Source organism: Geobacter psychrophilus (assembly GCF_056821595.1).
Genome location: NZ_JBXDTU010000003.1, coordinates 147,347 through 167,604, shown reverse-complemented (window position 1 = coordinate 167,604; position 20,258 = coordinate 147,347). Strand labels below are relative to the sequence as shown.

Genomic DNA, 20,258 nt, shown 5'->3' with positions numbered 1-20,258 from the left:
AGTCCCTTCCTAACCTTTTGTCGCCAAGAGGGCCTTGAGTTCCTCTTTGGTTTTGTATCCCTCTACCACTTTGCCATTCGGAAGAACTATCGACGGGAGCAGCTTCACTCCGATTTCTTTCGAATACTTCACGTTGGAGGCGACCGGCCCCATATCCTGCTTGCCGGGTTTCGCCCACACCTTTTTACTGTAGTTGTCTTCCAGCATGGTCATGGCGCCGGGCATATCCTTGTGCGACCTGGTGATGATGGCCTGTGATTTCCACCCAGCGTCAGGATGCGAGTTCAGGGGGGTGAGGATCAGGGCGATCCGCAGTTCTTTATCCGCGCGAACCAGGTCCTTCAGTTCCGGGTGGAGTTTTGAGCAATAAGGGCAGTCAGGGTCGGTAAAGACGTACAGGGTCTTTTTACCTTTGGGATTGCCGAGGAACAGGGCGTTCTTGGTGGGGATCCGTTCCGGTTTCACAGTGATGGAGTTCACCTGCTCGGCTTTGATGGCCGTGAGGTTGACTTTGCTGCTTACGTCGATGATGTTGCCGGAGATGATGTGCTTCTTGCCGTAGTCCATGTAAACGATGCCTTTGGACTTGGGAGTTTCCATGGTGAGCTGGAAAAGTCCCTTGACTGGAGCCTGCTGAACATCGAGCACCTTTGCAGTCGGGTCGATCTGCTTGAACATCTTGACGAAGTCTTCTTTTTTGATCGGGTGGCAACTGACGCAATCGCCAGAGCACCCTGCCCCACCCGTTCCGAAGGCAAAGGCCGAGGAAGATACCAGGGATAGTGCTGCCACCACTACTTTGATAATTTTTATACTCACTGTGCCTCCACAACGCTTTTAGGGGTGATCACCATGCCCTTGAGCTTGCCACCCTTCCTCTTTTCCATTTCAGAAAGAGCGAGTCCGAACTTCTCCGCCTTGATCGGGGTCAAATAGACTTCGTAAGGCGCATCGCCTTCGGGGCTAACCACGAACATAGCCCCTGGATACTTTTCAGAGCACATGGTCTCTTCGATGGCCCCGCCGGCGCGAAGGCCGAGGACGATCGAGTAGATGATGTTGTTTTTGGTTTGAGGGTCGGCTTTCGCTACCCTGATGTCCGGGGCATTGTTGGACAGTTTCTCTGCTAGGTTGAACAAGGCCTCCTGGCGGAAGTAAACGGTACCTTCCGGAGTGGAGACAGCGTTCCATCGTTGGCCGGTTCCCCTGTTGACTATCTCCTCCATCATGGCCATTGCTGTTGTAAAGTCGAACCAGGGGATGTTTACCTTGTGTATATCGCGGGTCTTTGCAGCGTCACTGGCCGAACCGGCACCCAACAGGTCGATCTCTTTCACGGTAGGAGCTGCAGAGGCTTCACCAAAAAGGTCTGCCGGTGTAGATGTTGTGTCCGTGCCGGCCCCCAAGAGGTCGACGACAGTCTTTTGCTTCGGAGCCTTTTTCTTGGACTTGTCCGGCGGGGCAAAAACAGGTGCTTCCGATTCTGCAGCATCCGCCGCTTCGGGTCCGGCTGCCGGGGTCTGGACAGCGGTTGGCTCTGTCGCATGCTCTTCGTCCATATCGTACCAAGCAATTTCTTTCCGCCGGGCCTCCTGGTCAGCCTTCTTCAAATCCTTGCCCAGCTGAGTCTCGGGATTGCGGTGGTGGTTTTTGACGGCATCAATGATCTCGTCCAGGAACTTCAGCTCGTGAATGGCCGTGAGTTTGTCGACCACAGAGACGGCTATGAACGAGTGCACGCCCGTGGTGTGTAGTTTGTCGTAATACAAGGTGATCTTGCCGATATCGTGGCAGAGACCCGCGATAGCGTATTTGGGAATCAACGGGCTTGCATCGGGGACTATCTTCATCATTTCCCGGGCGACGTTCGTTGAGTGCTCGTAAAGGGGGATCTTTTTGAGAACCTTATAGACGTGCTTGTCATATCCGATCTCGGGCTCGTCCTTGTGTTTGTTGACGACGGATGGGCACTTCCCTTTTGTGTCGAGCAGTTTCAGTAGTTCAACGGTGGCGCGCAGCGAGTTCCCGTTGAAGAAAGGCATGCCGTCTACGAAGTCCTTGTAAAAAAGTTTCACTTCCCGGTGCAGAAACATTGGCTTGTCCGGTGCTTCGCCTAGACCGTCGTTCACATCGGCTCTCCAGATCTTCGCCAGTTCTTTGAGAGTGTTTTTCTGGTCCTCGTTTTTCTTCCAGAGACCCGAGTAAACTTCCAGTGTATGTTTGTGCTCTTTTTCTCGCTGCTCAGGACTGGGCATCAGCACCGGATTTGCCGGCGTTTTTCCCTTTTCTTCCGCAGGTTGTAGAGCGGCGGTTTTCAGGTCGTTACGGATCAGCCTGACTGAGTACAGGATGATCCCCGAACCAGCGACTCCCGCTGCTATTCCAAACAATGCAAGGCTATTCATCAGGCTTCCTCGGCATAAAATTCATTCGGGGGGACAACAATGGATTTTTGAAGACCGTCCGGGGTGAGAGCGCCAAATAACCAAAGGCTGATATCCTGGAACTCCTTGAACGACTGGAATTCTGACGGATCGCCTTCGCTGGTTACCAGGACTCCTACCGCGAGGCATCCTCCAGACAGGGCGGTGACGAGTTCGTCATGGTATTTATGGTTTATCTTACTGAAATGTTCTTCCCCGCGTTCGACGGCCGCGTAAAAGTCATGTTCTCTCTTGTCGCGGGCGCTGGTGTCATAGATAACGTCTGCAGGTGTGTCCGGGAGTTCGATCATGTTGGTGATCGGGGAGACGTCGTTGGTGACGCCGCGGAAGCGACCGGTGGCATCCTCATTGGCATAGGTCATCAGGTAGAATTCCCTGGTCCGAAGACGAAGGATGTTCTGCGGCTTGATGACGTCCTCCTCGGTCTCACGCGAGGTAATGCCCCCGTTGGCGTTCATGATCGGCGAGAGAATTTTGTGGACGCCGAAGTGCTTGGCCACATATTCAGCGGTATCGAAGTCCGGTACCCGAAAGAACATCTTAGTGTTGGTGTTATCGAGGATTGTGCGGGCCTTGTCCTCACCTACGGCGTCGATGATCTGGGAGTACGACTGAACCATACAGGTGATCCACAAATCGCATCCACCACCCATCGAGAACAAATCTTCAATTCCCGGGAAAAAGATGCGGTGCCCCTCATCCATGTAGAGACAAAGCGGCGGGGTCATACGTTGCCGCTTGGAAGCAAAGGCCCGGCCGACAAATGAGCGCAGCATAGAAAGGAATACTTTCCCCAGGGTGGCGCTGGCTTCGTTCGTCATCAGGGCTGCGAGTTGGACGATACAGATAACCCTTTTCCCCTCTTCAAGCCTCTTCATGAAACGGTTTTCGTCAGCCATGCCGATTATCTTACCGATGTTGCCGCCGGTGAGTTCCATGATGGCGGTGGTCAGCGACGATGCTACCTTCGAGAAGAAGTCCTGGCCGGCTTCGATCAAGCGCTGGATATCGTCGGCAAGTTCGTCGGCCTCGGCGGTGCCCAGCATGTTGAGCTCACCCTTGAGTTTCTCAAGTTCTGTCCGGCTGATGCGTTTCTTGATCTTGTTCAGGTTGATGTTCATGCGCCGACCGGAGGCTTCTGCTATCAGCTTCTCACCCGAAATGATGCACATGGAAATGTTCTTGGCCACGTTGCGGAAATAAGGGTCCTTGCCCTCTTTGATGCCCGAGACGGTGTGACCCATCAACTCATCAACCATGAAGTAGTGGGACAGTGGGTCGATGACCGCGGAGTATTCCGGAAAGATCGGGGTGATCAGCATCAGTTCTTCTTCCCGATCGAGGGCTACGGCGGTCTGGATGATCTTGGAGAGCAGCTCGTTATCGGGTTTCGGGTCCATGTATATTACTGAACGGCCTGCTCGGAGATCCTGTTCGATGCTGGATTCGGCGCTTTTCGACTTGCCGGAACGTGTTGCCCCGAAGACGATCTTGTGACCCTTGCGGTAGGAGTCAGGCATGACGATATCGATCATCCTGGTCGGATCGTCCATGTCGACGCCCTTCCCCAGTACGACGAACTCATCAGCTCTGTTTTTGATCTTCTTCCTACCGAACATTTTTTCTGGCTCCGAACTTCACGAATATATTTTCCTTGAGTGATCTGCTGACCGATTGGATGATTTCCTTGTCGATCCTTTTCTCCGCCTCTATTTCCGAATAAGCGCCACACACGCGCCTGACACATTTGAAGTCGTTCTTTTCCGAATCCAGACCAATTGCTTTTGCATGCATCCCTATTCTGATCAGGTGCTCTGGAAGACTGGGGCTTGTTCTGTCCAGTCTAATATCCAGTCGCGGCATCCCTTGAACCTCGATAGGCCTGATCTTGCATACGTGAAACAGGTAACTATCATCGACCTTGTACTTTTCACGCTCGTGCACGGGTTGGTAACGCAGTGGACAGCAAGCGTGCAGCGTAATTCTTTCAAATAGCAATTCCCTCTCAAGTTCAACAAAGAGGTCGCCGGACGGCAGTATCTTCGTGATGATTCCGCTTACCATCTGGCTTTGCAGGTCGCTGTACCGGTCAAACTCCCTGACGACCTTCCTTGCGTGTAGTTCCCGCTCGACGCTGTACTCGATGTGGCGGAGCAATTTGTTCTTTATGGTCTCCGGCCGAATTCTGATTACCGGGTCTTCTGCCAGCATGTCGTGCTTTAAAGCATATATTTCAATGCCGGTGTCGCTCTCCTGGGCAAAGACTTTCGTTTTCATAGCTTTGCTGAGGGTGCGCGAGACCGCCAGGCATACAGCGTCAATCACGGTCTCTTTCGGCAGATCGTACTTACTGAGCAGCTCCTTATTGTAAAGAGTCGAGGCCAATGACAGACTCCCAGGGGCTTATTGATTCCGGTTTGAGACTGGCTATCTCTGTTATTGGTGCCTGTTTGGGCGCGAGACGAACAGATTTCGAACTGTTTGCCACAAGCACTTTGTAAATTTTGTTGGCGTAGATATTTCGCTTACTGGGCGTCTGTGAGTTGTAACAGCCGACACCTTCCCAGCTGTAACCGTACTTAGCGATGCATTTTGAGAGAATCCAGGCCCCTACCCTCACGTTGGTGCAAGGATCGGCAAGAGACTGCCAGGGTATTCCGTTTTTTCGTAACTCAGGTTCGTGGACGGTGTTTATGCCCATGAGCCCGAAGTCGTACGTTCCATTGGTATTCCAGTGAACAGTCTTCGGATTCATGCCGGATTCATGCTGCCCTATCGAATACAGCAGGTTTGGAGACAGGTTGTATTCTTTACCGGCCTCATTGAAGCAAAACGCATGGGCAGACACCGGCATTACAAGCAGTGCTGCAACAAGCGACGTTTTAAGCAACTGCGACAACGTCATTGACAAGAATCTCTTTTTCTTTCGTGTTTTGAGACTTTCCTAGACGCCCAGTGATCCGCACACGGGACCCTCTGGGGAACTTGGTGGCACATTCGACTGCGACCTTTCCAAAGGCAGTGATATGGATCTCAAATGGAGGGTTCTGTTCCTCAACGACCTGAAGGAGAAAATTCGATACATCGACTCCGGTCCTGGTGTTGCGCAAAGAAGGCTCGTTAAAGACCTCTCCCTCTATGATGACTACGTTTTTGGCCATTATTCATCTCCTGGACGGTAATGGGGTAATCCCCCCTATTGGTTGTATGCTTCTGCAGTTTCCGTTTTTGGGCGAATTTTCTTTCGGAAGTGAAAAAAACTTAAATCCGATCATGAGAGGTGGGGTTGAGATGTGAGTTCCGGCGAGCGTTGTGAACAGATACATCGCTTCTTCTGTTTGTTGTTTTTCTTTATAAACAAAACAACCTACAACAAGGAGAGATGATATTTGGGGTTATGCGGTTATAAAAACAGATGGTTACGGCAGAAACGACGATATAATTTTGCAAATATACGATAGAAGTTTGCGGTTTACTGGTGGTTTTACGATAGATCTTTGCGTTATGAACGATAAGAATTTGCAGCGACGATAAAACTTTGCAACGTTACGATAGTTTTTTGCATCGTTACGATAGATGTTTGCACCGTGTATTTAGGGTGTTATTTGGCCGTTCCAGTCCTGTCGGCCATCCTGTTCACTCAATGATTGAAAATAACCGTTCGGATGGTTGATCCACCCTTCGAAATATCGACGATAAATGTTTGCAGTAAATAATAGCGCTACGAGGCATCAAACCTAGCAATAACAGGTAAATAGCATTTTGACGCATTGATTTTTGAAGTGCTATGCGTTGAAATGCCAGATTTTAGAAACAATATGGCTGATGCAATAAAAACTAAAACAAACGTAAAAACAGTTTGTTAACTATTTTAACGCATTTGGTATTGCATTTTAATGCGTTGAAATGTATTTTGACGCACAACATAAATACTACCGAACGGAGTGTTCATGAGAAAACATGGGAATTCATCTGGTCAAATGACGCTGTTAGATTCTGGCGAGACGCCTCCTGCAGTCGAGCTTGATAAGCCTGTGTCGCTGATCCACATCAGCAACAACCTCACTGCTCACCAGCGCAAGGCATACAACGTGTTGTTGATTCTTGCCAAAAAACAGCTGGAGAAGAACAACCACGATGCCCACATCATGGTCGAGATACCGTGGATTGAGTTCAAGAAGCTCATGCACCTCAAGCACCGCACCCAGAAGCACGCGATCGAGAAGCTGAGAGAACTCCAGGATATCAAGGTGCACATAGATATCCTGGGGGCCGAAGGTGACCGTATCGTAGGTGTGCGCCATTTGAGTCTGTTATCGGAGATCCGGTTTGAGGAAGACAGTTTCGGCGACACTCTGATAAAGATATTTTTCCCCCCCACCATCTGCGAAAGGCTTGCTAATTCCGATATCAGGGCTGTTCTCAACATGACGGAGATGGCTGAACTTACCTCTAAGTTCGGTACGGCCCTGTACGAGCTGTGTATGGTCGCATTCGAGGGAGTAGAGGGTAACAGGGTTGAATTTGGGTACGAGATAGCGGAATTCAAGATGTTGATGGACATAGGGAAGGGTTACGATAGAAAGTATGACCTCCAGAAGCGATGTATTGAGGTGGCTATCACTGAGATAGGGGATGTTTCTGACTTGCGGATTTCCTACAGTCTCTTGAAGGAAGGACGGGGTAATGAAATACGCAGGGTTGAATTCGTTGCCGAGCGGATCGAGAAGGATGACGAAGAGACAATCAGGGCCCAGCAGATTCTGAATGAGGCTATCCAGCATGTTAAGGATGGGTATGAGGAACACTCCCAGGTAATCCAGGCTGTAGAGAAGTATCTCAGCGACAAAGGGTTTGAATACACGGTGAGCAATATTGCTTATACCAACGTCAACTTCAAAAAGAATTACATCAAGTTTTTGAAAGATGCTCTCGAAAACGACTATGCCATAAATGACAGGGTCAGGAAGCAGCAGGAAGAAAATGCAGTTAAAATTAAGCGTGACGAAGAGGCCAATAGAGATTTGGAAGAAGCAGAAAAACAGGCTGCCAAGGATGCTGCAATGGTTAAAATGTTCGAGCTTTTGCCAGAAGATAAGAAAGACGATGTCTATGCTTTGATCGAAGAAAAAGAGAAGACGAATTTCTTCTTCTCGAAAATGACCTCTGTGGAGCAGATCGCTACGGCTATGAGAGAGTTGGACTATACTGTCTGACGTGCTTCTGTCAGAATCTTTCACCAGCCTGGTGCATTATCGTGCATCAGGCTTTTTATTGTGTGCGCCAGGCATGGCGCGTGGCGCGTAAGCGCCATCCAATCAGCTGTGGTGGTTGATTGGTGACTTGGAGGTGCAAGTCCTCTACGGACCCTGATGGTGGGAACCGTTAGCCGAACAGCAAGGGTGTCCGGGGTGACCCGGAATCTGAAGGAAGCTGCAGGCAAAGTCCTGGCCCGACGGACAGGAATCGCATATGAGGCAGTCATATCTGGGCGAGGAGGCACAATTCTTCGAAGCCCAAAACCATTCAGGAAGGTGTGGCTGTAGATGCGGCGGGTATATGGGATGAAGGTCGCGCGAATTACCCTGGGAGGTCTGGCAACCTGCCTTTGTGCTACCGGCATCGAGAGATGTCGGGATGGGTTGCCAGAAGTCAGCAGAGGCCATACGAGTTGGATTGACTACCCAACAAAGGGCCGAACATGAAGTAAGCGGACAGGAGCCTTGAATTTCGATGACGACAGGAGCAGCAGAAGACCGGGTTGAGATGCTCGGTGCCACCCCGGAGGGTAGCGGTCAGAAGCCGCGAGTGGCCGGGAGCGGTGCGGCAAACGTCACGGGAAGGAAAGCACCTCACTGGCCGGAAGCGGCAACGGGACTGATGAAGAAGATCGTCAGTCGCGGCAACATGATGGCGGCATACTCCCGTGTAGTATCCAACAAAGGTGCGCCTGGTATCGATGAGATGCCAGTAACGGCCCTCAAGGGCTACTTACAGGAAGAATGGCTGCGCATCAAAGAAGAACTGCTGGCGGGAACATACCACCCGCAACCGGTACGTAAAGTTGAAATCCCCAAACCGGGAGGCGGCACGCGGATGCTGGGAATCCCCACCGTTCTCGACCGACTTATCCAGCAGGCAGTGCAGCAGGTTCTAACCCCGCTGTTCGACCCTGGTTTCTCGGAAAGCTCCTACGGGTTTCGTCCCAAAAGGAGCGCCCATCAAGCCGTCAAAGCTGCACAGAAGCATGTAGCGAGCGACCTCAGATGGGTGGTTGATATTGACCTGGAGAAATTCTTTGACCGCGTCCATCACGACACTCTTATGTCGCTTGTGAAACGCAAAGTCGGAGACCGTCTGGTACTGTCTCTTATCGACAGCTACCTCAAGGCAGGAATACTCGAAGGAGGATTGACCACGGCACGAACAGAAGGTACGCCGCAAGGCGGGCCGCTCTCGCCACTGCTGTCCAATATTCTTCTCGACGAACTGGACAAGGAACTGGAAGAAAGGGGCCACAGTTTTTGTCGCTATGCCGACGACTGCAACATCTACGTTGCAACGCGGACAAGCGGCGAAAGAGTCATGGCATCCATCACCAGCTACCTGTCCGAGCGGCTCAAGCTCACGGTCAACCAAGCCAAAAGCGCGGTAGACCGGCCGTGGAAAAGGTCGTTTCTGAGCTACAGCATGACCTGGCACCGCAAACCACGGCTTACCGTGGCCAAGAAAGCGGTTGCCAGGTTCAAGGCCAACCTCAAAAAGATCTTCAGACAGGGTAAGGGTAAGAACATCCAAACCACCGTCAAGGAGATAACCCCGAAACTAAGGGGCTGGATAACCTACTTCCGGCACTCGGAAGTAAAGGGCATCTTCGATGAACTGGACGGCTGGCTGAGGCGGAAACTGCGACGCATTTTATGGAAGCAGTGGAAGCGCCCCTATACGCGAGCAAAGAACCTGATGCGCCGGGGATTATCGGAAGCCACGGCATGGCAGTCGGCCACAAACGGCCGCGGCCCCTGGTGGAATGCAGGGGCCGCGCATATGAACAAAGCTGTTCCGAAATCCTACTTCGACAAACTGGGGCTGTTATCACTCATGAACCAGCACCACCGACTTCAATAACTTCATGAACCGCCGTGTACGGAACCGTACGCTCGGTGGTGTGGGAGGACGGCGGAAGTAATTCCGCCTCCTACCCGATCCGTTATACCGCAATCACAAGCCCCCTACCCTCCCCTGCGTGGTCAAAAGAACAGACCAGAGTATACATGAACAACATGTTCAACATTAACCGCATGAACAAGTAATTCAATAGGTTAACGGTTATAACGATTAACTACGATAACAACATTAAAACCATTATCAACATGATAAACATTATAACCGGCTTCAACAATATAACGAGCGTAAACATTAACAACGAGATATACGTTTTAATGTGGGTAATGGTGAAAATGTATAAAATCATTATCAATGAGAACAACATGAAAACAGTTATCAACATTAACAATGTTAACAATAAGATAACGTATAACAATATTAACCTTGACGTAATGATGATAATGATGATAATCGTTAAATCATTGAACATGTGGTTAATCGTTAAAATCTTGAACAACTAGAAATACATTATCAACAGGAAAGGACATCAATATGAAAGTTATCCTTGCAGCAAACCAGAAGGGTGGGGTAGGGAAGACGACCACGGCCTTGAATATGGGCGCGGCGCTGGCATTGAAAGGGAAAAAGGTGCTGCTGATCGACCTCGATTCGCAGGCCAGCCTGACTATATCGCTGGGGTTGATGGCTCAGCCTGACGAAGAGGCGCGTAAAAACATCTATGACGTCCTGCTGGGGAACGCGACTATCCAGGAGGCGATGATCAAGAGAGAAGGCAAGAAGCCTTTCTGGGTCGTACCTTCTCATCTTGACCTGGCTGCAGCCGAAACTGAATTGGCATCCATACCGGGAAGAGAGTATCTCCTGAAGGAGGTTATGGAGAGTGTGACTGGGTTCGATTACTGCATTATAGACAGTCCTCCCGCCCTTGGCCTTCTTAGCACTAATGCCATGGCTTACGCAGATGAAATATACATCCCTGTCCAGGTTGAGTATCTGGCCCTGCAAGGCATGACCAAGCTCTTGGAAGTAACAAAGCTGGTGAAGAAAAGATTGAACAAGGGGCTTGAGATCGGTGGCGTCATCTGCACCAGGTACGATTCGAGGAAGAAGCTGAATAAAGAGGTTGTTGCACAAGTATCCGAGTTCTTCCAGGACGTAATGTTCAAGACGCTGATCCATGACAACATCTCGCTGGCTGAAGCACCTTCTCATGGGAAAACAATCTTCGAGTACAAACCTGATAGCGTTGGCGCGAAGGATTATGCCGATCTGGCTGACGAGATACTGAGGAGGGCGAGAAAATGAGTGGAAATAAGCCGACAAGCGTAATGAAACACAATCCTTTGGCCGGTATGCAGCGAGAAGGCATAAGAGGCAAAGGGGTGGATGGATACCTCGTTGATACCAGGGAAGAAGAAAGCTCGCCGCCAGAAACGAAACCAGGCAAAAAGCCAGTCAACGAATCGCCTGAGAGTGTGCCGGCAACCACAAGAACCCCTAAAACGGCTGATTCGACGACTCGGGGTCTGAAAAACGGCATGAGACGGTATACCGTGCCAGTGAAAGAAGAAGTGTTGAAGAGGATCCAGAGGAAGGCATTCTGGGAACGGATCGAGATAAACAAAATCATCAACGACGCTCTTGAAAAGTATATGAAGGGCCAGCATCCTGAGTTGATGCCAGAAGAGATCGAAGAGATGAACAGAGCGAAGAAGAAAAAGTAGAACAACTTGTTCAAGTAGAACAACTAGAACAATAAGAAAAGGGACGCTAGGCGGCATGCTTAGCGTCCCTTCTTATTTCACTTCAAATAATCCCCTCAGCAAGATTGAAAAACCCACTCCACTTTAGCAAGCACGAGTTTCTTAAATCCAGCGGTCTTAACTTCCATATCAGGGGTAGCGGGGTTGTCAGATCGCAAGGCAATCTTGGTAGAGCTCACAGCGTATGCCCTGAACAATCGGATGCCCTCATACGGGACAAAGATTGCGTAGATGTGGCCCATAGGCGTGTTCTCAAGGAGGGTAGTGACGCCGACATAAGCACCAGGAGTGATGGATGGGACCATGTTCATCTCGCGATAGATGGCAACTACCGTGTGTTTATGAAGTGTTGCCTTGAGAACTGATATTTCGTCAATAGGATCGCCAACTGTTAGGCCGGAACCTTCCTGGCCAGGTCCAGAGAACTCGAAGACAGGGACCACTTCATAGTTGGATATCTGAACTTTTGGGGTAGGGGGTTTACGGGCTTTCCAGTCATCTCCACTGCCATACAATAACCAAGCTGTATTGACTTTGAATGTAGCAGAAAACTGCGCGCAGAAGTCAGCATCCGGGATTCGGTTGCCGGTCTCATAGCGAGTGTAGGACATCAGGTTCATATCCAGTTTCTCTGCGACTTCCCTCTGGGTGAGTTTGCAAGCAGTCCGCACACGGCAAAGCCTGGCACCGAGTGCAGCGGCCATTTCTCTTAACCGGTCTTTGTTCCGTGAAGTTGCGCCTTTTATGTGAATTTTTTCGGGAATTTTTGAAGTCTGCTCAGCCTTGGCAGATTTAGCCGAAGGACTAGAAACAGGTGATCGAGATATTTTTTTTCCACTGATCTTGGAATCCGAGGTGGACGTGGTTTCCTTGGCGTCTAATGCCTTTGTTTTAGCGGCTTTTTTCACATTCTTTGGCGTCTTGATTTCCCCGCCCATAAATCCTCCAGACTACCGAACGGTTATTTTTGCTTGACAAAAAATATAACCACTCACATAAATACTACCGTTCGGTTGTATTGCGCTTATTGTTTCAGCCATAACATACATGGGTTTTTGTGAAATATCAATAAAGTACAGTGTGCAGGTGTGAATATAAGTGTGGAGGTGGCGTATGTGCCAAGCGGAGTGTGTTCAGTGGGTAGATGCAAACAAGCGCAGTGTTATTGGTTATAGTCGCAAATACAGAGCCTATTCCCCCTACGGAGAAGATGACTTCCTCCAGGAGGCGTACATTGCCTCCATCAAAGCTGGTCAAATATATCCATTCGGCACACCTCAATTCTATGAAGCTTTTTGGCGCTTATATAGCAATGCCACCTGGTATAACCTTGCAACCAACCCATCTGTAGGGGATGTGTTGACAAGGTGTTCCAGTACAAAAAATAAAAAGACCCCTGACGTTAATATGCGCCAACCGGTGCAGTTTGAAGAGTTTGACGAGACGGTCCACTCATTTACAACCAATTGGTCGTACGAACCTCTCACAGAACCCCGCCCCACAGATCTTCACAGAACATTTGTAATGCTGACAAAGCACCTTCTCAAAAACCAGAAGGAAGTCTTTATCACGGTCCTCGGCCTTAGCGGAGATTGCTGTGCGCTCAATTATGTTGAAGCCGCAAGCGTCCTCGGCAAAAACAAGTCCGACGTGTTCAAGATATTTGAGAACGCATGCCGCCGCATTAAACGACTGATCGGTGAAGGCAAGATCGACACGCAGTCTTTCCCTCGCCTCATGATGGTTGCGCTCGATGGAGGGAAATCTCCATTGTCTGCACCGGCTAAAAACCCCTCCGTGATAATCAGAAAAGCCCAGAACCGCTTCGTAGAAAACGAACTGCAACTCGCCGCGTAACTGTTATCCACAGGTTATGTGAATAACCCTGCTCATAAGTGCCTGACCGTTCAGTCTATCGGCAGGCACTCAGCAGGACTGTTTCGTTTTGCATAATATCTAGTCACAGGGAGGTTGCGAATGCCACTCGTCGTCATAGAGAGTCCAAATAAAGTCAAGAAATTCCAGGAGTATACTGGTTTTAAGGTTTGTGCTACTGGAGGACACTTCCGGGACCTTCCAGCCGGAGGAATAAACGTCGACCTTGACACTTACGAAGGGGTCTTCGAAATTATCCCTGGCAAGGAAAAGAATGTTGCCAAACTCAAGGAGATGGCAAAGGGCCAGACGTTATACCTTGCGTCGGACCCTGATAGGGAAGGGGAGGCGATCTCCAGATGGGTTGAGAAGGAAACCCGGGGTCTTTATAAGGAAGCTTTTCGCATAGAGGTCCGGGAGATTACCAAGAACGGGATAAAGCACGCGCTGACCAATGCGGTTCCTTTTGCCGAAACCAATGTAGGGACATTCCATGCTTTCATGGGTCGGCGGATAACTGACCGTTTGGTAGGATACCTCTTGTCACCAAAAGCAAGTCGGGAACTCGCAACCAAGGGTTTATCCATCGGCAGGGTGCAGACGGTAGCTCTCCGATTGGTTGTAGAACGTGAAAGGGACATCAGGGCACACAAGTCGGCTCTTTACTGGTTCGTCACGATCGAGGTCGCAAAGGATGGCCAGGAGTTCATCGCGTACCATGTGAACGGACGATTCGATGAACTGACGGAGGCCCAGAAGGTTATCGAGAAGGTTTCGTTGGCATCATACGCGACCTGCAAGAAAGTTGAGAAGCAGACCAAGAAGCGAAATCCGTCCCCTCCATTTACAACCGCCTCCCTCCAGATGGCCTCGTCAACCAAGTTGGGCATCGCTCCAGAGAAGACGATGAGTCTTGCCCAGGATCTCTTTGAGGCTGGACTGATCACCTATCACCGTACGGATTCCGTGAGACTCGCTGACGACATCATCGATAGCATTCGTCTGATGGTGATTGCTGAGTATGGAAAGGATTGCGTCCCGCCCAAGGCTTTCAAGCACACCGCAAAGAATTCCCAGGCAGACGCTCACGAAGGGATCAGGCCAACATCAATACTTCCGATAGCAAATGCGCGAAAACTTTTGGCAGCAGAAAGTCTTGCCGGCGCAGATCACCTGGCTCTCTACGATCTGATATGGAAAAGGACGATAGCAAGCCAGATGTCTCCCTCCGTTTACGAACTCACTACAGTCGATTTGGAGGCCGAAGGAGAGTTGTTTAAGGGTGTAGGCCGTGTTTTGGTGTTTGACGGCTTCCAGCGAGTCTACAGCGTCGAGGATGAGGAAGAGAAGAAGGGGGATGATGAGCAGATAATCCCGTTCCTCGAACAAGAGGATTTGCTGGCGTTTCGTGGCGAAGGGCTTGTTGAGAAAAAGACTAAGGCGCCGGGGAGATACTCTGAAGCCGGTCTGATAGAAAAACTCGAATCACTTGGGGTAGGGCGGCCTTCCACGTATGCTTCAATATTGGGGTCTATCACCCGCAGGGGATATGTCGAAGTGAAGAAGAGGATGCTCGTGCCTACGGGTATCGGTGAGAATCTGTTCGAATGGGCTGACAATACCTGCAGCTGGGTTGTTGATTATGAAATGACCAAAGGCATGGAAGAGACTCTTGACCTGGTTGAACAGGGGAAAGCTGTCTGGCAGGATTTTGTAAGAGATGTGCACGAGAGGATGGGGTTCGAGAAACCGTCACAGGCACTCCCGGGAGGAGATACCCCGACAGAGAAGCAGGTTGCCTATGCTGAGCGGATAGCAAAGAACTCAGGAGCAAATCTCCCTGATAAAACCAAGAAGAGTCGTAAGGATCTCTCGGACTGGATAAACAAGCATAAGGAACCCGGGTCGGATGCTAAACCCTCCGGACTATCGGAGAAGCAGCTCAAGACAATCAAAAACTTCGCGCCGGTAGAAGTGAAAGAGAGGGTTGCCGCTGGGGATACAAAGGCTGGCAAAGACTTTCTGGATTCACATTTCGCGGCCAAATAGGAGAGAAGCATGTCGATGACCCTAGATGAAGCCAGCAAACACTTTGGCCTCCCAGTATCACTGCTCAACGAGTTGGTTAAGGACAACAAGATCGACAATCCGATCACGCCTGACGACATAGATTACCTTACGGTTCTGCAAGGTCTTTGGGGGAAAGCCAAGTGGGCACGATTTTTCTACATGGGTGTGCCTGTCCGGGACAGGAAAGCGGTCACAGACAAGAAGGTTATGAGCAAAGTTGAAAAATACATTTTCAACCGCTTCTTTAATTTACCCAAAGGGGAGAGGTTATCAACAGACAAGGTTGCGGTTGAGTTGCGAGAGAGATTTGGATTGTCTCTAAAGAGCGAACACAGGCTCAAAATCATAGAAATGCGAAAAAAAGTGAAGGAAAAGAAAAGAAAGTTGAGGGAAGGTGGGGCATGAGAATATTTTCAAACCATCTGAAGTCATTTAACAATCTCAAAATAATAGGGTGGTAACAGTACGGGTTGTAAATGGTGGTAACTATCCGGCTAAAAATAGGGGGAAACTATTCAAGTATAAGATCTTTTACAAAAAAAGTTAAGCGTGAAACTTTTGAAAAATAAAATGGTGGGACGAGGCGGTCGAGAAAGATGGACTTTACAGAACTCGAAAATTTGAACGAACGGGAGAAGGATCTGTATCTCATTTGCTACGGCAAGGGTCTCAGTGTGGCATTCATTTGCCGATCTCTGGCCTTTGACAACTGGGAACGGGTGTACCGTGTGTTGCGCTTCAATAAGGTCGTGCCACTTCTTCCAACCAGGCAAAATTACACGATACCGCCGGTGCTGGATGGCACTTTTCGGAAGATAAAGCACAGTTTCCCGAAGTGGTGTGCCTGCCATAAGTTTGACCTGGCTAAAGCAGAATACGCCATTAATACGGGACCTTATGACGCAAAAGACCCCTATTCACAAAAGGTTTTGGCTGCACTCAAGGACGATTTCCACAATCTATTCTTACGGATGTACGAGACATCGAACATATTTGACATGAAATACAATGACTACGACGAATCCATGAGGTCAAGATATGACTGTAATATCAGGTGGATAGAGTCAGAGACGGTATATGTCGCCGAAATACCAGATTGGCCAGGAATGAGGGCTGTAGGTACCTGTTGGGATTCAGCTTTGAGCCACCTGAAGATGATATTTAATGTCAAACGAAGGATTTTCAAGCTGGAAGCGATGGCCAAACATGGTAAGGACTGGAAAAACTGTGTAAAAATAGGTAATTCGGATTAATTATGCAACCGAACGGTATTTAACGCCGCTTGACAATACAACCGAACGGTAGTATTGTCCATGTGTCCGACAAATGTCGGACAAATGTCCGACACGCCGGACATATGTCCGACAAATGTCCGACAAAGGCATCAGGCAGACTTATATAGATTTAGTCACAGCAAAAACTCCGAGGAGGAATTTATGAAAACAAACGCTACAAAAACTCAAGATATGGATTGCTACGATGCCTGCAAAGATCCTGACTGTACACAAGAGCTGGTGTTCACTGGTCATGCAGAAGAGTGTCTATCTAACAACGGCGTACCTTTATGCACATGTTGCTAAGACACTCAGCAAATTATTTAGGGTGGTAACGGCTGGATGCACACACATTAAGACCACCATGGCCACGAGCTGATAAGCTAATTCCGGGATATGCCAATGACGTCGGGGGTACAGTGCGGACGAAGTGGGTGCATCCTTTTTCCACCATCAAATACGAAAAGCCGTGTTTTCTTTGATCGTCCAACGATTGGTTTTGTAGTTCAACGAACAGCACAAATAAAAGCTAGCAAATCAACTATGAGGGAGAAGGGAGAAGTGTATGTCAGTGAAGATCGGTATTGATGTTGGCTACGGCAACACAAAGGTTGTTTCGACAAATGGTTCTGGTGTCTTGTCTGGGAAGCAGTTCAAATCACTTGTAGGTAAAAAAGGGTTGGTCAACCAATCGCTAGCTGGATTTGCAGCCACCATATTGGAAGAGGAGTTCGAAGGTGTAACTTATCTTCTTGGCGCATCTGCAGACCAACACTCTGACCATTTGATTACTTCGAGGGATAAAGGTTGGATCACAACCACAGCATTTAAGGTTTTGGTCCAGCATGCGATCAAGGAAGCGATCGATGGCAAAGACACTACAGGGCATAACCAGATTGTGACAGGTCTGCCGGTGAAATATTTCAATACTGACAAAGAAACCCTTGCAAAAGTCATCACTGAGATAGCTGGCAACCTGGGCCTGAAGGTAGATGTCGAGGTAATTTACCAACCGCTTGGTTCGTATATGAACATGATTCTCGATGAAGGTGGTGGAGTCCCAGACCCAGCAAGCAAGTTCATATCCGGCAAGGTCGGTATACTTGATGTCGGTTATTATACGGCTGACCTTGTGACGATAGAGAACCGGACTATAACGGAATCGCTGTCTATGTCGGTTGAAAACGGCATTTCAAGTGCCTATGAAGCAATCAAAAAGGATATAGAGGGCAGCCCGGAATTTGGTCATCGACCAACTTCTTTGCTTGAAGTTGAGAACTCGGTCAGATCTTCATACAAGATTAGTTCGTTTGGTGAGGATCTGAGCATACGAGATATCGCCTCCAAGAGATTCCAGGATCTCGTCAGCTCGTTGACATCAACAGCCCACACTCTCTGGCACAATGGCGCAAATTTGGACAGAATTATCTTAACAGGAGGGGGCGCAGCACTACTGGAGCCATACTGGAAAATTTACAAGCACGCGCATGTTGTTAAGGCCGCAGGTCTGGCGAATGCCAACGGCTACTGCAAATATGCGGCTCGGATTGGCCAGAGGTCAGCATGAAAACCAAGGTTGATAACTCAGAAGATTCAGTCGGGCGCAGCAAACTTACAATGCGGTTCGGCAAGAACACGATTGACCAGGCCCTGCTCGCACATCTGCAGGGGTATGGCCACACGATGAGCACTGAGTTGAAAAGGTTGGCATATATGGCTCTTGCTGGCGGGGTTGATAAAACTCCACCAGCAGGGTCAATTTCTGTAGTTCCCCCAATCAAACCGCAGGGTTTACAGAGGATAGATAAAGCCGAGAGGGGCACCGGCGGGCGGTTTGGCGGTGTGACCAAACAAACGGTTGGCGCTCAGGAGAGCGAATCAAGAACTGTTGCTGCTCCGGTAACACCTCCGGTAATGAGACGAGAAGAGGCACATCACACGGAACCGGTGGCTCAGATAGAAATGGTATCATTGGTTAAAGAAGACTCTCAGGCGGAAAATGAACCCACGATCGAGTATCAAGGAGACCAAATGGTATGGACGCAAGAAGGTAGTCCTACGTCATCGGTCGCAGATAATCTAGGGGTAAAATTGCTGAATTTCTAATCAACAATAATCATTATATAAAAAACACAATACTACCGAATGGATATTTTTTTTTTAGAAATATCCATTTTTTTTTGCTGAAAACGGAAACCGCAGAAGCATACAACCAATAGGGAGGATTCATGCAACTTTCGAAACCTACAATATTCGCCTTAACCGGACTGATCATGGTCGTGACAGAAGCTACTGCGGCAAAGGTGCCACAGAGTGAAAAGGCTGAGCTTGGTGCGGTAATTTATAAATACAACATGGGTGACGCTGTTGGTGTCCAACTTCAGCCTAATCAGCATGTGATCTGCGACACCTGCCCGAAATCGATTCTGCTGGCTGGCTACAAAGAGCCGGTGGTGAATAAATTGAAGTTGTCAGACATGCCTGCAGTTGAGTTGCAGATGAAAAGCAAGGACGTGCCAGTTGTCGAGATCAGCAATTCGGAGACAGGGACGGCGACTGCCAAGGACAAGACTCTTGCTACGATCCAGTTCAAGCTCGACAGTTCAAGACTGGATAAGAAGGGGGCCGCAGAAATTTCTCGTCTGGCCAAAGAACTTAAAGAGCAGGGCGGAGAAGTTTTTGTACGAGTTGATGGGTACACATGCAAACTCGGTTCAAAAAAACATAACGACCGTTTGGCGATGAAAAGAGCCCGGGTTGTCGGTGAAAGTCTGAAGCGTCACGGAATAAAGGTTACTCGCACCACTGGTGAAGGCGTTTGTTGCTACGTTGATAACAAACACCTGGAGCCAAACAGAAGGGTTGAGATTTTAGAAACCAAGTCTATCCAGGGCGTGAACTCCGGTAAGCCGGCAGTGATGTCCACTAATAAGGAAGAGGGGAGTAAGTGATGAGAGTGGGAAATGTGAGCAGGGCCTTTGTGTGTGGTGTGTGTTTGTGTGGTGCGTCTGCGGCTGTGGGAGCCGATTCAGCAGATGTTGCCAAAGTCCGCGAAGAGATTACGCGGAAGTATCCGAAGTTGCAGGTCAGCGACGTCAAGGCGACGAACATCAGGGGTCCTCTGCTCGAAGTCACCGCCGGGCAGAACGTGATCTACTACGACCAGTCCGAGGGTCATTTGATCTTTGGAGAAGTCTGGTCAAAGGACGGGATCAATATTACGTCCAAGAAGAAGGAGGCCCTGGTCGCTGAAAGCAGCAAAGTGAATCTGACTTTGTTCAGGGCCAACCTTGATAAAGCGGTCAAGGTAGGGAACGGCAAACATGAGGTCATCGAACTGACAGACCCTGACTGCCCTTACTGCCGAAAAATGGCCGATTATTGGGATAAGCGTTCGGATGTCACCAGGTATGTTTTCCTGATGCCGATTCCGGCGCTTCACCCGAAAGCAGAAGCAAAATCCAACTACATTCTAGCTTCGGCTGACAAGTCTGCAACGCTCAAGGATGTATTCCAAGGTAAATACGATTCGTCACTGCCGAAAGCAGCAGGCGACACCGGTCTTCTCAATGACCACAAAAAGCTTACCTCGCAGTCCGGGCTGCAAGGTACGCCAGCTTACTTTATCGACGGTGTTTTTGTCCACGGGGCAAATGTACCGGCGATCGAGAAAGTGATTGGTACAGGGAAGTAACCACAAAACC

19 protein-coding genes are annotated in these 20,258 nt (G+C 49.3%); 12 read left to right on the top strand and 7 right to left on the bottom strand.

Annotated elements, in window-relative coordinates; genetic code table 11:
• Positions 1-9: 9 nt before the first annotated feature.
• The 6 genes from ACOCF6_RS01490 to ACOCF6_RS01465 are packed head-to-tail and all read right to left on the bottom strand — an operon-like array spanning position 10 to position 5,605.
• A complete protein-coding gene (locus ACOCF6_RS01490; protein ID WP_482458610.1) occupies positions 10-819 on the bottom strand; it encodes a DsbC family protein in 810 nt (269 codons plus the stop codon).
• Positions 816-2,405: an HD domain-containing protein gene (locus tag ACOCF6_RS01485; RefSeq protein WP_482458609.1), complete on the bottom strand. Its 1,590-nt coding sequence runs from the start codon at positions 2,403-2,405 to the stop codon at positions 816-818. Before ACOCF6_RS01485 ends, ACOCF6_RS01490 begins: the two co-directional genes overlap by 4 nt.
• Entirely contained in the window at positions 2,405-4,063 is a 1,659-nt protein-coding gene (locus ACOCF6_RS01480) for a type IV secretory system conjugative DNA transfer family protein (protein ID WP_482458608.1), read from the bottom strand. The genes ACOCF6_RS01485 and ACOCF6_RS01480 overlap by 1 nt, the downstream gene beginning before the upstream one ends.
• The gene (locus tag ACOCF6_RS01475) at positions 4,053-4,829 is read right to left on the bottom strand and encodes a hypothetical protein (protein ID WP_482458607.1); all 777 of its coding nucleotides are present in this window, start codon (positions 4,827-4,829) and stop codon (positions 4,053-4,055) included. Before ACOCF6_RS01475 ends, ACOCF6_RS01480 begins: the two co-directional genes overlap by 11 nt.
• A complete protein-coding gene (locus ACOCF6_RS01470; protein WP_482458606.1) occupies positions 4,807-5,349 on the bottom strand; it encodes a lytic transglycosylase domain-containing protein in 543 nt (180 codons plus the stop codon). Before ACOCF6_RS01470 ends, ACOCF6_RS01475 begins: the two co-directional genes overlap by 23 nt.
• The gene (locus ACOCF6_RS01465) at positions 5,327-5,605 is read right to left on the bottom strand and encodes a single-stranded DNA-binding protein (RefSeq protein WP_482458605.1); all 279 of its coding nucleotides are present in this window, start codon (positions 5,603-5,605) and stop codon (positions 5,327-5,329) included. Before ACOCF6_RS01465 ends, ACOCF6_RS01470 begins: the two co-directional genes overlap by 23 nt.
• 789 nt (positions 5,606-6,394) lie before the next feature.
• Between ACOCF6_RS01465 and ACOCF6_RS01460 the strand changes: the two genes are divergently transcribed.
• From ACOCF6_RS01460 to ACOCF6_RS01445, 4 genes are all read left to right on the top strand, one after another.
• A complete protein-coding gene (locus ACOCF6_RS01460) occupies positions 6,395-7,660 on the top strand; it encodes a replication initiation protein (protein WP_482458604.1) in 1,266 nt (421 codons plus the stop codon).
• A 517-nt stretch (positions 7,661-8,177) separates the two neighbouring features.
• Complete coding sequence (ltrA, locus tag ACOCF6_RS01455; RefSeq protein ID WP_482458603.1) at positions 8,178-9,572, top strand: group II intron reverse transcriptase/maturase; 1,395 nt, start codon at positions 8,178-8,180, stop codon at positions 9,570-9,572.
• Between the two features lie 531 nt (positions 9,573-10,103).
• Positions 10,104-10,877: a ParA family protein gene (locus ACOCF6_RS01450; protein WP_482458602.1), complete on the top strand. Its 774-nt coding sequence runs from the start codon at positions 10,104-10,106 to the stop codon at positions 10,875-10,877.
• The gene (locus ACOCF6_RS01445; protein WP_482458601.1) at positions 10,874-11,296 is read left to right on the top strand and encodes a hypothetical protein; all 423 of its coding nucleotides are present in this window, start codon (positions 10,874-10,876) and stop codon (positions 11,294-11,296) included. Before ACOCF6_RS01450 ends, ACOCF6_RS01445 begins: the two co-directional genes overlap by 4 nt.
• Positions 11,297-11,391: 95 nt before the next feature.
• Here ACOCF6_RS01445 and ACOCF6_RS01440 read toward each other — a convergent pair whose 3' ends face one another.
• Positions 11,392-12,273, bottom strand: coding sequence for a helix-turn-helix domain-containing protein (locus ACOCF6_RS01440; protein ID WP_482458600.1), 882 nt, complete (start codon positions 12,271-12,273; stop codon positions 11,392-11,394).
• 175 nt (positions 12,274-12,448) lie between these two features.
• On the opposite strand from ACOCF6_RS01440, the gene ACOCF6_RS01435 reads away from it, so the two are divergent.
• From ACOCF6_RS01435 to ACOCF6_RS01400, 8 genes are all read left to right on the top strand, one after another.
• Positions 12,449-13,192 (top strand): hypothetical protein, encoded by a 744-nt coding sequence (locus ACOCF6_RS01435; protein WP_482458599.1) that lies wholly within the window; start codon positions 12,449-12,451, stop codon positions 13,190-13,192.
• 120 nt (positions 13,193-13,312) lie between these two features.
• Entirely contained in the window at positions 13,313-15,259 is a 1,947-nt protein-coding gene (gene topA, locus ACOCF6_RS01430; RefSeq protein ID WP_482458598.1) for a type I DNA topoisomerase, read from the top strand.
• 9 nt (positions 15,260-15,268) lie between these two features.
• Positions 15,269-15,685, top strand: coding sequence for a hypothetical protein (locus tag ACOCF6_RS01425; protein WP_482458597.1), 417 nt, complete (start codon positions 15,269-15,271; stop codon positions 15,683-15,685).
• Between the two features lie 191 nt (positions 15,686-15,876).
• Entirely contained in the window at positions 15,877-16,533 is a 657-nt protein-coding gene (locus ACOCF6_RS01420) for a hypothetical protein (RefSeq protein ID WP_482458596.1), read from the top strand.
• Positions 16,534-17,119: 586 nt separating this feature from the next.
• Positions 17,120-18,121: a ParM/StbA family protein gene (locus tag ACOCF6_RS01415; protein WP_482458595.1), complete on the top strand. Its 1,002-nt coding sequence runs from the start codon at positions 17,120-17,122 to the stop codon at positions 18,119-18,121.
• Complete coding sequence (locus ACOCF6_RS01410) at positions 18,118-18,660, top strand: hypothetical protein (RefSeq protein WP_482458594.1); 543 nt, start codon at positions 18,118-18,120, stop codon at positions 18,658-18,660. Before ACOCF6_RS01415 ends, ACOCF6_RS01410 begins: the two co-directional genes overlap by 4 nt.
• Before the next feature lie 122 nt (positions 18,661-18,782).
• Complete coding sequence (locus ACOCF6_RS01405; RefSeq protein WP_482458593.1) at positions 18,783-19,505, top strand: OmpA family protein; 723 nt, start codon at positions 18,783-18,785, stop codon at positions 19,503-19,505.
• Positions 19,505-20,248, top strand: a complete 744-nt coding sequence (locus ACOCF6_RS01400) for a DsbC family protein (RefSeq protein ID WP_482458592.1) — start codon at positions 19,505-19,507, stop codon at positions 20,246-20,248. The genes ACOCF6_RS01405 and ACOCF6_RS01400 overlap by 1 nt, the downstream gene beginning before the upstream one ends.
• The last annotated feature ends 10 nt before the right edge of the window (positions 20,249-20,258 follow it).

Coding starts and splice junctions, on each gene's coding strand:
- ACOCF6_RS01420 (WP_482458596.1), top strand. CDS start 15,877: ATGGACTTTACAGAACTCGAAAATTTGAACGAACGGGAGAAGGATCTG.
- ACOCF6_RS01435 (WP_482458599.1), top strand. CDS start 12,449: ATGTGCCAAGCGGAGTGTGTTCAGTGGGTAGATGCAAACAAGCGCAGT.
- ACOCF6_RS01465 (WP_482458605.1), bottom strand. CDS start 5,605: ATGGCCAAAAACGTAGTCATCATAGAGGGAGAGGTCTTTAACGAGCCT.
- ACOCF6_RS01440 (WP_482458600.1), bottom strand. CDS start 12,273: ATGGGCGGGGAAATCAAGACGCCAAAGAATGTGAAAAAAGCCGCTAAA.
- ACOCF6_RS01450 (WP_482458602.1), top strand. CDS start 10,104: ATGAAAGTTATCCTTGCAGCAAACCAGAAGGGTGGGGTAGGGAAGACG.
- ACOCF6_RS01445 (WP_482458601.1), top strand. CDS start 10,874: ATGAGTGGAAATAAGCCGACAAGCGTAATGAAACACAATCCTTTGGCC.
- ACOCF6_RS01485 (WP_482458609.1), bottom strand. CDS start 2,405: ATGAATAGCCTTGCATTGTTTGGAATAGCAGCGGGAGTCGCTGGTTCG.
- ACOCF6_RS01405 (WP_482458593.1), top strand. CDS start 18,783: ATGCAACTTTCGAAACCTACAATATTCGCCTTAACCGGACTGATCATG.
- ACOCF6_RS01425 (WP_482458597.1), top strand. CDS start 15,269: ATGTCGATGACCCTAGATGAAGCCAGCAAACACTTTGGCCTCCCAGTA.
- ACOCF6_RS01480 (WP_482458608.1), bottom strand. CDS start 4,063: ATGTTCGGTAGGAAGAAGATCAAAAACAGAGCTGATGAGTTCGTCGTA.
- ACOCF6_RS01460 (WP_482458604.1), top strand. CDS start 6,395: ATGAGAAAACATGGGAATTCATCTGGTCAAATGACGCTGTTAGATTCT.
- ACOCF6_RS01470 (WP_482458606.1), bottom strand. CDS start 5,349: ATGACGTTGTCGCAGTTGCTTAAAACGTCGCTTGTTGCAGCACTGCTT.
- ltrA (WP_482458603.1), top strand. CDS start 8,178: ATGACGACAGGAGCAGCAGAAGACCGGGTTGAGATGCTCGGTGCCACC.
- ACOCF6_RS01400 (WP_482458592.1), top strand. CDS start 19,505: ATGAGAGTGGGAAATGTGAGCAGGGCCTTTGTGTGTGGTGTGTGTTTG.
- ACOCF6_RS01410 (WP_482458594.1), top strand. CDS start 18,118: ATGAAAACCAAGGTTGATAACTCAGAAGATTCAGTCGGGCGCAGCAAA.
- ACOCF6_RS01415 (WP_482458595.1), top strand. CDS start 17,120: ATGTCAGTGAAGATCGGTATTGATGTTGGCTACGGCAACACAAAGGTT.
- topA (WP_482458598.1), top strand. CDS start 13,313: ATGCCACTCGTCGTCATAGAGAGTCCAAATAAAGTCAAGAAATTCCAG.